Annotated in this window: 13 protein-coding genes; 6 read left to right on the forward strand and 7 right to left on the reverse strand. The window is 74.9% G+C overall.

Annotated features, from left to right (window positions below; genetic code table 11):
• Window positions 1-12: 12 nt before the first annotated feature.
• The 5 genes from GA0070611_RS21110 to GA0070611_RS21130 all read right to left on the reverse strand — a co-directional run bounded on the left by GA0070611_RS21110 (window position 13) and on the right by GA0070611_RS21130 (window position 4072).
• The gene (locus tag GA0070611_RS21110; protein ID WP_091667030.1) at window positions 13-708 is read right to left on the reverse strand and encodes an NUDIX hydrolase; all 696 of its coding nucleotides are present in this window, start codon (window positions 706-708) and stop codon (window positions 13-15) included.
• On the reverse strand, window positions 705-1316 hold the full coding sequence (locus tag GA0070611_RS21115) for a TlpA family protein disulfide reductase (protein WP_091667032.1): 612 nt from the start codon (window positions 1314-1316) through the stop codon (window positions 705-707). Before GA0070611_RS21115 ends, GA0070611_RS21110 begins: the two co-directional genes overlap by 4 nt.
• On the reverse strand, window positions 1313-2092 hold the full coding sequence (gene nth, locus GA0070611_RS21120) for an endonuclease III (protein WP_091667035.1): 780 nt from the start codon (window positions 2090-2092) through the stop codon (window positions 1313-1315). The genes GA0070611_RS21115 and nth overlap by 4 nt, the downstream gene beginning before the upstream one ends.
• 59 nt (window positions 2093-2151) lie before the next feature.
• Window positions 2152-3327 carry a CapA family protein gene (locus GA0070611_RS21125; protein WP_091667038.1) on the reverse strand — a complete coding sequence of 392 codons (1176 nt, stop codon included), beginning with the start codon at window positions 3325-3327 and terminating at the stop codon, window positions 2152-2154.
• 88 nt (window positions 3328-3415) lie between these two features.
• Window positions 3416-4072, reverse strand: a complete 657-nt coding sequence (locus GA0070611_RS21130) for an adenosylcobinamide amidohydrolase (protein WP_091667040.1) — start codon at window positions 4070-4072, stop codon at window positions 3416-3418.
• 129 nt (window positions 4073-4201) lie between these two features.
• Between GA0070611_RS21130 and GA0070611_RS21135 the strand changes: the two genes are divergently transcribed.
• Complete coding sequence (locus GA0070611_RS21135) at window positions 4202-4879, forward strand: Crp/Fnr family transcriptional regulator (RefSeq protein ID WP_007073398.1); 678 nt, start codon at window positions 4202-4204, stop codon at window positions 4877-4879.
• Window positions 4880-4944: 65 nt separating this feature from the next.
• Here GA0070611_RS21135 and GA0070611_RS21140 read toward each other — a convergent pair whose 3' ends face one another.
• Both GA0070611_RS21140 and GA0070611_RS21145 read right to left on the reverse strand, forming a co-directional pair.
• Window positions 4945-5568, reverse strand: coding sequence for a DUF3592 domain-containing protein (locus tag GA0070611_RS21140; protein WP_157740362.1), 624 nt, complete (start codon window positions 5566-5568; stop codon window positions 4945-4947).
• 13 nt (window positions 5569-5581) lie between these two features.
• Entirely contained in the window at window positions 5582-6190 is a 609-nt protein-coding gene (locus tag GA0070611_RS21145; RefSeq protein WP_157740363.1) for a DUF3592 domain-containing protein, read from the reverse strand.
• A gap of 142 nt (window positions 6191-6332) precedes the next feature.
• Here GA0070611_RS21145 and GA0070611_RS21150 point away from each other — a divergent pair, with 142 nt between their 5' ends.
• The 5 genes from GA0070611_RS21150 to GA0070611_RS21170 all read left to right on the forward strand — a co-directional run bounded on the left by GA0070611_RS21150 (window position 6333) and on the right by GA0070611_RS21170 (window position 11564).
• Window positions 6333-7076, forward strand: a complete 744-nt coding sequence (locus GA0070611_RS21150) for a metallophosphoesterase family protein (protein ID WP_091673215.1) — start codon at window positions 6333-6335, stop codon at window positions 7074-7076.
• Window positions 7077-7244: 168 nt separating this feature from the next.
• Entirely contained in the window at window positions 7245-7865 is a 621-nt protein-coding gene (locus GA0070611_RS21155; RefSeq protein ID WP_091667049.1) for a TetR/AcrR family transcriptional regulator, read from the forward strand.
• A gap of 32 nt (window positions 7866-7897) precedes the next feature.
• Window positions 7898-8692 carry a TIGR03084 family metal-binding protein gene (locus GA0070611_RS21160; RefSeq protein WP_091667051.1) on the forward strand — a complete coding sequence of 265 codons (795 nt, stop codon included), beginning with the start codon at window positions 7898-7900 and terminating at the stop codon, window positions 8690-8692.
• Entirely contained in the window at window positions 8689-10395 is a 1707-nt protein-coding gene (locus GA0070611_RS21165) for an acyclic terpene utilization AtuA family protein (RefSeq protein WP_091667053.1), read from the forward strand. The genes GA0070611_RS21160 and GA0070611_RS21165 overlap by 4 nt, the downstream gene beginning before the upstream one ends.
• Window positions 10392-11564 carry an acyl-CoA dehydrogenase family protein gene (locus GA0070611_RS21170; protein WP_091667055.1) on the forward strand — a complete coding sequence of 391 codons (1173 nt, stop codon included), beginning with the start codon at window positions 10392-10394 and terminating at the stop codon, window positions 11562-11564. The genes GA0070611_RS21165 and GA0070611_RS21170 overlap by 4 nt, the downstream gene beginning before the upstream one ends.
• Window positions 11565-11595 lie beyond the last annotated feature (31 nt).

Here is an 11595-nt window from a genome sequence, read left to right on the forward strand (position 1 = left end):
ACCGGTCGCGGATCAGCGCACCGGGGTCTCGTCCACCTCGTCGGTGCCGGCCGAGGGGGCCGGGGTGGCACCGGTCGGCGGCAGCTCCACCACCCGGGACCGGGGCCAGGGTCGGGCCCAGCCGCCCATCTCCAGCAGGGTGTGCAGCACCCCGGCGGTGAAGCCCCAGACCAGCATGCCGCGCACCGAGAAGGCCGGGCCGATCCAACCGCTCGGGTGGCGTACCCGCATCCGGTTGTCCGGGTCGACCAGCTCGGCGACGGGCAGCCGGGCCACGTGCGCCACCTCGGCCGGCTCCCGGGGGTGCACCGGGTGCGGCGCGTGCCACCACGCCAGCACCGGGGTGACCACGAAGTCGCTGACCGGGATCCAGAGCTTCGGCAGCTCGGCCAGCACGGTGACGCTGGTCGGGTCGAGCCCGACCTCCTCGTTCGCCTCGCGCAGCGCGGTGGCGCTGGCGTCCGCGTCCTCCGGGTCGGCCGCCCCACCGGGGAAGGCCGGCTGCCCGGCGTGGTTGCGCAGGGTGGCGGCCCGCTGGAGGACCAGCACGTCGGGGCCGACCGCCGGCGCCTCGCCGAGCAGCACCAGCACCGCGCTCTCCCGGCCGCCGCTCTCCGGCGTGGTGAGCCGGGTGAAGTCCTCGGCGCGTGCGGTGCCGAGCCGGCCCAGCAGCGGGTCCAGCCAGTCCGGCGGCTGCCGGGTGGTCATGCGGTCACCGTCACGCCGAGGTGGGTACGCACCAGCTCGGCCAGGCGGGCGTCGTCGAGCGCCCCGGTGGAGTCGGTGTGCCGGATCCGGCCGTCCGCGCCGACGATCACGGTCAGTGGGAAGGCGTTGCGGCCGAGCCCGTGCTCGAACGCGTCCCCCTGGTCGACCAGCATCGGGAAGCGGACGCCGAAGTCCTCGCCGATGGACTGCGCGCCGCCCTGGCTGTCCCGGCTGTTCACGCCGATCACCTGGAACCGGCCGCCGGCCCGTTCGCTGAGTCGCTGGAAGGCGGGCAGTTCCTTGCGGCAGGGCGGGCACCAGGACGCCCACACGTTGATCACGGCCGGACCCTTGAGGTCACGCAGCGCCACCGGGGCCCCGCCGGTGAAGCAGTTGAGGGTCAGCTCGGGCAGCGGGTCGCCCGGGGTGCCCGGGGAGGTGGCCGGGGCCGAGGCCGGCGCGGCGGTCAGCGGGGCGCAGTCGGCGAACGGCGACGGCCGTGCGGCCCGGGCCGGCGGCGGGTCGCCGCGTTCCGGCTCGGCGGTGGCGGTGCAGCCGGCGAGCACCGCCAGCACCGGCACCAGCAGGTACGCGAGTCGACGGCTCACGGCACGTCCGCCACGGCGGCCTGCGGCGGCACCAGGTCCGGGTCGATGCCGACGGCCGCGGCCAGGTCCCGGGCCCGGGGCCCCTTGAGCAGCTTGGCGGCCGCCGCCGGCTCGGTCGGCCCGGTGCCGTACGCGGGGCAGAGCCGCGCCAGGGTGCAGGCCCCGCAGGCGGGCTTGCGGGCGTGGCAGACCCGCCGGCCGTGGAAGATGATCCGGTGCGACAGCATCGTCCAGTCGCGCTTCGGGTAGAGCGCGCCGATCGCGTGCTCGATCTTGACCGGGTCGGTCTCGGTGGTCAGCCCCCAGCGCTGCACCAGCCGCTGGAAGTGGGTGTCGACGGTGATCCCCGGGACGTCGAAGGCGTTGCCGAGGATCACGTTGGCGGTCTTCCGCCCGATGCCCGGCAGGGTGACCAGGTCGGCCAGCTTCCCGGGCACCTCGCCGTCGTACCGCTCGCAGAGCTGGCGACCGAGGTTGATCAGGGAGCTGGTCTTGTTGCGGTAGAAGCCGGTGGGGCGGATCAGCTCCTCCAGCTCGGTGCGGTCCGCCCCGGCGTAGTCGGCGGCGCTGCGGTAGCGGGCGAAGAGCTTCGGGGTGACCTCGTTGACCTTCTTGTCGGTGCACTGGGCGGAGAGGATCGTCGCGACGGCCAGCTCCAGCGCGTTGGAGTGGTCGAGTTCACAGTGCGCGTCGGGGTGCGTGGCGGTCAGCTCCCGGCCGATCCGCCGGGCCCGGCGGGTGCGACCGAGGTCGGTCTCGGGGGAACGCGTGGTCACGCCGGCCAGCCTACGTCGCGGGGACGACGGACCGCCGGGCCCACGCGCCGGTCACCCCGTCAGCCGCCCGCGCCCGCCGGCGCGCTGATCCTGCCGGTCCCGTCGAGCTTCGCCCCGGACCCGGCGAAGTCGGACCGGCTCACCTCGCGGACCAGGCCCAGGCCGCGCTGCTGCCGGTCGATCGACGGCCGGCCCACCCCGTTCATCTGGGTGGAGGTGAAGGTGCCGCCGACGAAGCCGCCGTCGGCGTTCAGCGTCACCTTGAGCACGCCGCCCCAGCCGAGCCGCCCGGAGCTGTTCAGCGACTTGCCGCCGCCCGCGAAGTTGCCCAGGCTGTACGCGATCAGCCGCCCCTTGTAGAACTCCATGCCGCGCAGCACGTGCGGGCCGTGCCCGACCACCAGGTCGGCGCCCGCGTCGATCACCGCGTGGGAGAACTTGACCGGGTCGCCCCGGTTCTCGCCGAAGAACAGCTCGGTGCCCGGCCGCACCCGGCTCCGGTCCGCCCCCTCGGCGCCCATGTGCACCTGCACCACGACCAGGTCGCCCATGGTCGCCGCCTTCGCCACCACCCGCTTCGCCGACTCGATGTCGACCAGGCTGTTGGACCAGACGTACGACGAGAAGCCGGCCACCGCGACCTTGACGCCCTTCACCTCGACCACGGTGATCTGGTCCGGCGCGCCGGTGTGCTTCAGGCCGTGCTCCTCCAGCGCCTGCTGGGTGTTCTCGTAGCCCTTCGGGCCGTAGTCGTACCCGTGGTTGTTGGCCTGGTTGAGCAGCTGGAAGCCGGCGTCCTTGAGGTGCGCGGCGTAGCCCGGCGGGGCCCGGAACTGGTAGCAGTTCTGCGGCTTCGGGCCGCACTTGCCGGTGCCGGTGTCCTCGGTGAGCGGCTCCTCCAGGTTGCCCATCACCAGGTCACCCTTGAGCGCGGCCTTGACGTCGTCGAAGAAGCCCTCGCCGTCGTTCGCCGGCAGCCGGGACGGGGCGTTGCCCATGATCACGTCACCGGTGGCGGCCAGCGAGATCGACTTCGCCGACCCGTCGGCCGGCTGGGCCGGCTGGTCGCCCTCGGCGGGGACCGCCGAGCCGGTCGCCGCCCCACCGGAGCGCCAGACCGGCTCGTCGTCGGACTTCGTGACGCAGCCGGCGGCGAGCAGCACGGCGAGCAGAGCGCCGAGCGCGGCCACGGATCGACGCCAGGATCGGGACACGGAGTGGGCGGGAGCGTACATCGTCCGCGACGGTACCGCGTGGGAACGACCCGGACGACGGCCGATCGGTCGGAAAACCCACCCGGGTCGAGCCGACGATCTACTCAATTCACCGCTGGTCGGACCAGGGCACGACGGTGCCGGCCCCGCCGGCCAGGACGGCCGCGTGCACGGCCCGGGCCAACGGCGCGCCCCAGGTGGACCGGGGGCCGCCGTACGCGGCCGGCTCGCCGTCGGCGGGGCAGAGCACGGTGACCGCGTCGGTGGGGGTGCCGGTGGCGGGCAGGCCCAGCTCCCAGATCGCCTGCGCCTTCGCCTCGGTCGCGGTGGCCACCGCGTTGACCAGTGCCGCCTCGCCGAGCCGGACCGGGACGTGGACGACGATGTTCACCGTCCCGACCCGCTGGGCCGGGGCGGCCGGCGCCGGGGCGGCGGCCCAGACCGGGGTGCCGAGGCCGACCGTCGCCCAGACCCGGACGCCACCGTCCGTGCGGGCCACCACCTCGGCCACGTCGACCCCGGTCAGCAGGCCCACCCCGGGCCCGTCCAGCCCCAGGCCCTCGGCCAACTCGGCCAGGTGCGCGGCCGGGTCGTCCCGGTCGTACGACATGGGCACGGTCGCGTTGACCACCCACCGGCGCACGCCGAGGCCGCCGCCCAGCGGGCCGGTGCCGACCGCCAGCAGCGGCCGTTCGGTACGCCAGACCAGCAGCGGGATCTCCCGGCCGTCTTCGGGGCGGGTGGTCAGGAACGGCTCGCTCAGCACGCCCGTCAGCTTATGATCAGAGGGGTGCACCTCTGATTCCTGCTCACGTGCGCCTAGACTGGCGGCGCGCGAGGGATCAGCGGACGGCGGACCCGGCCGACGGACGGCACGCGCAGGCGGAGGTGCGCGATGGACGAGGTACTGGCCCGTAGCGGGATCTTCCAGGGTGTGGACCCGGAGGCTGCCGAGGCGCTCGCCAAGGAGATGGAGACGATCGAGGTCCGCAAGGGCGAGGTCGTGTTCAACGAGGGCGAACCCGGTGACAGTCTCTACATCCTCCTGTCCGGCAAGATCAAGGTGGGTCGCCGCGCGGCGGACGGCCGGCAGAACCTGATCGCCGTGATGGGCCCGTCGGACATGGTCGGCGAGCTGTCGCTCTTCGACCCCGGCCCGCGTACGGCGACGGCCACCGCGGTGACCGACACCCGGCTGGTCCGGCTGCGCAAGCAGGCGCTGCGCCCGTGGCTGAACAACCGCCCCGAGATCGCCGAGCAGTTGCTGCGGGTGCTCGCCCGCCGGCTGCGCCGGACCAACGACTCGCTGGCCGACCTGATCTTCACCGACGTGCCGGGCCGGGTCGCCAAGAACCTGCTCCAGATGGCCGGCCGGTTCGGCACCCGCGACGGCGGCGTGCTGCGGGTGACCCACGACCTCACCCAGGAGGAGATCGCCCAGCTCGTCGGCGCCTCCCGGGAGACCGTCAACAAGGCTCTGGCCGACTTCGCCTCCCGCGGCTGGCTGCGCCTGGACGGCAAGAGCATCATCATCCTCGACCCGGAGCGCCTGGCCCGCCGCGCGCGGGTCTGACCGGCTCCGACCGACTTTCCCGGCCCGGCCCGCCTCGTGCGGTCCGGGCCGGTCCGGTTCCCGGGTCAGGAGCGCCGGGCCCGGTGGGGGAACGGGTCCTGGCGTACCCCGAGGCGGGGCACCGGCCGCCGGTGTCGCCAGTCCTCGGCCTGGTCGCGCCAGTGCCCCCAGGTCCGGCGCAGGTACCACCCGTAGAGCAGGCCGGGCAGCACCCCGAGCGCGACGAGAGCGACGGGACCGGCCAGCGAGTCCTGGTAGTCGGTCCGGTAGGCCTTTCCGGGATCCGCCGGGTCATAGCGGACGGTGAGCCGGTCCCCCGGCTCCGGCAGGTCAGCCGGCGGGTCGACCAGGTCCGCCCGCACCACCGCGCCCCGGGGCGTGGTCATCCGCAGCGTCACCCGCACCCCCCGTCGCAGTTCACGCGCCTCCGCCACGACGGCGGTGGCCGTCTCGCCCCGCTCCCGCAGGTGCCGCTGGTCGACGACCACGCCGATCGCGCAGCCGACGAGGATCAGCGCCCCGCAGGCGAAGAAGACCACGCCGATCGCCGGGTGCCGCAGCCAGTAGCCGGGCCGCCAACGGCTCCGCGGCTCCCGCTCGACCGGGTCGCGTGCAGGCTGCCGGTCGCGGCGAGGTGCGGTGTACCGCTGCCCGCCCGGTTTCGTGCGCCGCGCCCTCGCTCTCCTCACCCGTCCGCCCCGCTCATCGGCGCTTCCCCTTGGGACGGTGCGACCGCCGTTCCTCCGGAGACCGCGCCGGCCGGTGGTGCCGCCAGTCCTCCGCCTGGTCACAGCGGTGCCGCCAGGTACGCCGGAGGTGCCACCCGAAGGGTCCGACGATGACCAGCCCGAGCGTGGAGAGGTAGGCCACGACGAACAGTGGCGGCCCGCCGCCGGGCAGGTACACCTCCTCCGGTCGGGCCGGGTCGTAGACGACGGTGACCAGCTCGCCCCGGGACGGCCGTGGTTCCGGCAGCTCCACCGTCCTGCCGTGCACGGACCGGCCGTCCGGTGTGCTGAACCGCACCTCCAGCACCGGCTTCCGCCTGGTCTCCGAGATGCCCTCCACGACGGCCCGCGTGGTCCGGCCGCGTTCCCGCAGGTGGGCCCGGTCGACCAGCAGGCCGATGGCCAGGTGGAACACGAGGGCCGCGCCGCAGCCGGCCAGGAGCGCGACGAAGAGGGGATGCCGCCCCCAGTACCCGGGCCGCCACCGGCTGCGCGGCTGCCGCTCGGGCCGGGGTGCAGGTGCCGTCCGGGCAGCGGCACGTGGCCGGTGAGGTCGCCGGCGTCGGCTCCGCCGACCGTCCATCGCCGCCTCCATCGCCTCCCGCCCGCCGAGTCATCGGCCCGGCTGACGGGGCCCACGATAGGCAGCACGGGCAAGCGCGGACGCGGTCTGCCCGGGGCAGAATTCCTGGACACCCGGGGTGGGCGGGGACCACGGTGTGACGATGCTGGAACGAGTCGCGGTCCTCTCCGACATCCACGGTGCGCTGCCGGCGCTGGAGGCCGTGCTGGCGGAGCCGGACGTGGCCGCCGCCGACCTGATCGTGCTCACCGGTGACATCGCCGACGGCCCGCAACCGGTCGAGGTGCTAAACCGGCTCACCGCGCTCGGGGAGCGGGCGTGCTGGGTCGGCGGCAACGGCGAGCGGGACCTGGTGGCCGCCCACGCCGGCCGGCCGGCGTCGTACGACGTCTCGAACTGGGCCGCCGCACAGCTCCGCGACGACCAGGTGGCCCGGCTGGCGGCGCTCCCGCCGACCGTCACGCTGCCCGTAGCCGGCCTCGGCGAGGTGCTCTTCTGCCACGCCACGCCCCGCGACGACGAGGAGGTCGTGCTGGTCGACTCGCGGCTCGACCGGTGGGCCGAGGTCCTCGCCGGGCTGCCGGCCGAGGTGGACACCGTGGTCTGCGGCCACACCCACATGCCCTTCGCCCGACTGGTCGACCGCCGGCTGGTGGTGAACCCGGGCAGCGTCGGCATGCCGTACGGCGGGCAAGGGGCGTGGTGGGCGCTGCTCGGTCCCGGCGTTCAGCTGCGCCGTACCCGCTACGACGTGGACGCCGCCTGCACCCGGGTCGCCGCCGACTCGGGTTTCCCGGACGCCGCCGCCTGGGCCGACGAGTACTTGCGCTCCCGCAACAGCGACGTCGACGCGCTCACCGTCTTCGGCCCCCGCGACGGCCGCTGACCTCCCGCGCCCCGCGCGGCTGAGGCCACGACTTCCCCGACGTTGCGCGGATCGCCACCGGGTGCGGGAGCACGCAACCGTGGGGGCGAACAGGGAGCGCGCGGGGCGGGAGCGGAGGCAGAAAAAGTCAGGCTTGACTGTTTGTTTCGGGGGCGGCACGCTGTCGTCGTGTCCGTCGCCCCGTCCCGCGTCCCGCAGCAGGAGCGCAGCCGCGCCACCCAGGCCCGGCTGCTGGAGGCGACCGTCGACTGCCTCGTCGAGCACGGCTGGTCGGGCACCACCACGACCGTGGTGGCCGCCCGCGCCGGGGTCTCCCGGGGTGCCCAGCTGCACCACTACCCGACCAAGGCCGCCCTGGTCACCGCCGCCGTCGGCCACCTGGCCGAACGTCGGGCGGCCGAGCTGCGCACCGAGGCGGACGCGGTGCCGGCCGGCCCGCGCCGGCTCGACCGGGTGGTCGACCTGCTCGCCGCCGCCTTCACCGGGCCGCTCTTCGTCGCCGCCCTGGAGCTGTGGGTGGCCGCCCGCACCGACGCTGAGCTGCGCGCGGCCCTGGTGCCCCTGGAGGCCCGGGTCGGTCGCGAGATGCACCGGTTGACCGTCGAGCTGCTCGGCGTGGACGAGCGCCGGCCCGGCGTCCGCGAGGCGGTGCAGGCCACCCTCGACCTGCTCCGCGGCCTCGGCGTCGCCAACCTGCTCAGCGACGACTCGCCCCGCCGCACGGCCCTGCTGCACACCTGGAAACGCCAGCTCGCCGGGCTGCTCACCCCGGAGGGCGAGCAGCCCTGACCCCCTGACCCGGCCCACCACCCGGAGGCACCATGGTCGACCCGACAGTCCTGCGCACCGATCTGGCCGCCGAATCCGAGCAGCTCGACGCCCTCGTCGCGGCGTTGCCGGAGCCGGGTTGGCAGCGGCCGACACCGGCCCCCGGCTGGACGGTCGCCCACCAGATCGCGCACCTGGCCTGGACCGACCACGTGGCCCACCTGGCCGCCACCGACCCGGACGCGTTCTACGCCTCGGTCACCTCCGCGCCGGACCCCGCCCGACTGGTCGAGGACGGCGCGGAGTCGTTCCTCGCCCCGCCCGCCGCGCTGCTGGCCCGCTGGCGCGCCGGGCGGGCGGCGCTCGCGGCGGCCCTCGCCGCCGCCCCGTCGGGCGAGAAGCTGCCCTGGTACGGGACCCGGATGTCACCCGCCTCGATGACCACCGCCCGGCTGATGGAGACCTGGGCACACGGCGAGGACGTGGCCGACGCGCTGGGCGTACGCCGCACCCCGAGCGGCCGGTTGCGGCACGTCGCGTACCTCGGGTTCCGTACCCTCGGGCACGGTTTCGCCGCCCACGGCCGGCCGGTGCCGACGGCGCCGGTCCGGGTCGAGCTGACGGCACCCGACGGGGACGGCTGGGCCTTCGGGCCGGCGGACGCCGCCGACCGGGTGACCGGGCCGGCGCTGGACTTCTGCCTGCTGGTCACCCAGCGCCGGCACCGGGACGACCTGGCCCTGGTCGCCACCGGGCCGGTGGCCGACGAGTGGCTGGACGTGGCGCAGGCGTTCGCCGGGCCGCCCGGCGGCAAGCGGGCCGCGGCCACCGGCGGGGTGACCCGGTGAGCGCGCTGCGGGTCGGCAACGCCTCCGGCTTCTACGGCGACCGGGCCGCCGCCTGGCGGGAGATGCTCGACGGCGGCGAGCTGGACGTGCTCACCGGCGACTACCTGGCCGAGCTGACCATGCTGATCCTCGGCCGGGACCGGCTGCGCGACCCCTCCCTCGGGTACGCGAAGACCTTCCTGCGGCAGTTGGAGGGCTGCCTCGGCACCGCGCTGGAGCGCGGCGTCAAGCTGGTCACCAACGCCGGTGGGCTCAACCCGGCCGGGCTGGCCGCCGCGATCGGCTCGCTCGCCGACCGGCTCGGCCTCACCGTGCGGATCGGGTACGTCGAGGGCGACGCGCTGGTCCGGCCGGACGCGCTGACCGCGAACGCGTACCTGGGGGCGTTCGGGATCGCCGCCTGCCTCGACGCGGGGGCGGACGTGGTGGTCACCGGCCGGGTCACCGACGCCTCGCTGGCGGTCGGCCCGGCGATCGCCCGCTTCGGCTGGGGCCGGGACGACCTGGACGCGCTGGCCGGGGCGACCGTCGCCGGACACCTGATCGAGTGCGGTGCGCAGGTCACCGGCGGCAACTTCAGCTTCTTCACCGAGCTGCCGGACGGCGGGCACCGCCCCGGCTTCCCGATCGCGGAGATCCACCCGGACGGCTCGTCGGTGCTCACCAAGCATCCCGGCACCGGCGGTGCGGTCACCGTCGAGACCGTCACCGCACAGCTGTTGTACGAGGTGGGCGGGCCCGCGTACCTGGGGCCGGACGTGGTGACCCGGCTGGACACGGTGGAGCTGCACCAGGACGGGCCGGACCGGGTCCGGGTCTCCGGGGTGCGGGGCACGCCCCCGCCGGCCACGCTCAAGGTGGGCGTCAACAACCTGGGCGGCTTCCGCAACTCGATGACGTTCGTGCTCTGCGGGCTGGACATCCCGGCCAAGGCGGCCCTGGTCCGGGGCCAGCTGGAGGAGGCGGTCGGCAAGGACGGGCTGGAGTTCACCCTGGCCCGCACCGATCACCCGGACGCCACCGACACCGAGGCGGCGAGCGCGCTGCTGCACGTACACCTGCGGGACACCGACAGGACGCGGGCCGGGCGGGCGTTCTCGGCGGCCGCGGTGGAGCTGGCGCTGGCCTCCTACCCGGGCTGCACGCTCACCACCCTGCCCGGCGACGCCACCCCGTACGGCGTGTTCACCGCCGACGCGGTGCCGCAGGAGGCGGTCGCGCACGTCGCGGTCCTGCCCGACGGGGTCCGCGTGCCGATCGCGCCGCCGGTCCGGACGGCGGGCGGGCCGGCGGACCGGCCGCAGCCGCCCGGCGGCGCCCCGGCGACGGGACACCCGACCCGGCGTGCGCCGCTGGGCGAGCTGGTGGGGGCGCGGTCCGGAGACAAGGGCGGGGACGCCAACCTCGGCGTCTGGGCGCGCACCGACGCGACCTGGCCGTGGCTGCGCGGCTGGCTCACCGTGGACCGGCTGGCCGAACTGCTGGCGGAGACCGCCCCGCTGACCGTCGAGCGGTACGAGCTGCCGAACCTGCGCGCGGTCAACTTCGTGATCCGGGGCCTGCTCGGGCAGGGGGTGGCCGCCTCCACCCGGTTCGACCCGCAGGCCAAGGCGCTCGGTGAGCTGCTCCGCTCCCGGCTGGTCGAGCTGCCGGCGGAACTGACCGGCGGGCCGACTCCGGTTAGCACGGAGGTGCCGGCGTGACCATCGTGGACACTCCGGAGCGGCGGCAGCTGCGCGAGCTGACCCGGGCCTTCGTCACCCGGGAGGTGCTGCCGCACCTGGCCGACTGGGAGCGGGCCGGTGAGGTGCCCCGGTCGCTGCACGAGACCGCCGCGAAGATCGGGCTGCTCGGCGTCGGTTTCCCGGAGAAGGTCGGGGGCAGCGGCGGCGACCTGCTCGACTCGATCGTGGTCACCGAGGAGATCATCCGCTCGGGTGGCTCGTCGGGGCTGGTGGCGGCGCTCTTCACGCACGGCATCGCGCTGCCGCACATCGTCGCCGCATGCGGCGGCGACAAGGCGGGCTCGCACGACGCCGGTCCGCAGCATCTCATCGACCGGTACGTCCGGCCGACGCTGGCCGGCACGATGATCGGCGCGCTGGCGATCACCGAGCCGGACGGCGGCTCCGACGTGGCCGGCATCCGCACCTTCGCCCGCCTCGACGGGGACCACTACGTGGTGAACGGGTCGAAGACGTACATCACCAGCGGACTGCGGGCCGACTTCGTCACCACGGCGGTCTGCACGGTGCTGCCGGGCAGCGGCGCGCTCAGCCTGCTGGTGATCGAGAAGGGCACGCCCGGGTTCACCGTGGGCCGCCGGCTGGAGAAGCTGGGCTGGCACTGCTCGGACACGGCCGAGCTCTCCTTCGTCGACGTACGGGTGCCGGTGGCGAACCGGATCGGCCCGGAGGACACCGGCTTCCTGGCGATCATGCAGCAGTTCGCCACCGAGCGGCTCTCCCTGGCCACCCAGGCATACGCGACCGCGCAGCGCTGCGTCGAGCTGGCCACGAACTGGTGCCGGGACCGCTCGACCTTCGGCCGTCCGCTGGCCAGCCGGCAACTGGTCCGGCACCGGCTCGCCGAGATGCACACCCGCGCCGAGGCCGCCCGGGCGTACGTGCACGACGTGGCCGAGCGGGTCGCCGCCGGTCAACCCGTGGTGACCGAGGTGGCGATGGCGAAGAACGTCGCCGTGGCCGCCTGCGACTTCGTGGTGGACGCCGCGCTGCAACTGCACGGCGGCTTCGGCTACCTGCGCGACGCCGAGGTGGAACGGCACTACCGGGACGCCCGCATCCTCGGCATCGGCGGCGGCACCACCGAGATCATGAACGAGATCATCGCGAAGGGGATGGGCCTGTGAGCGCGAGGAGTGAGCCGGTTCTGCGAGCCTC

Source organism: Micromonospora auratinigra (genome assembly GCF_900089595.1).
Classification (GTDB): domain Bacteria; phylum Actinomycetota; class Actinomycetes; order Mycobacteriales; family Micromonosporaceae; genus Micromonospora; species Micromonospora auratinigra.

Excerpts from the sequence above, each read along its gene's own strand:
- GA0070611_RS21125 (WP_091667038.1), bottom strand. The coding sequence starts at position 3,327 with ATGTACGCTCCCGCCCACTCCGTGTCCCGATCCTGGCGTCGATCCGTG.
- GA0070611_RS21145 (WP_157740363.1), bottom strand. The coding sequence starts at position 6,190 with ATGGACGGTCGGCGGAGCCGACGCCGGCGACCTCACCGGCCACGTGCC.
- GA0070611_RS21160 (WP_091667051.1), top strand. The coding sequence starts at position 7,898 with ATGGTCGACCCGACAGTCCTGCGCACCGATCTGGCCGCCGAATCCGAG.
- GA0070611_RS21150 (WP_091673215.1), top strand. The coding sequence starts at position 6,333 with ATGCTGGAACGAGTCGCGGTCCTCTCCGACATCCACGGTGCGCTGCCG.
- GA0070611_RS21110 (WP_091667030.1), bottom strand. The coding sequence starts at position 708 with ATGACCACCCGGCAGCCGCCGGACTGGCTGGACCCGCTGCTGGGCCGG.
- GA0070611_RS21135 (WP_007073398.1), top strand. The coding sequence starts at position 4,202 with ATGGACGAGGTACTGGCCCGTAGCGGGATCTTCCAGGGTGTGGACCCG.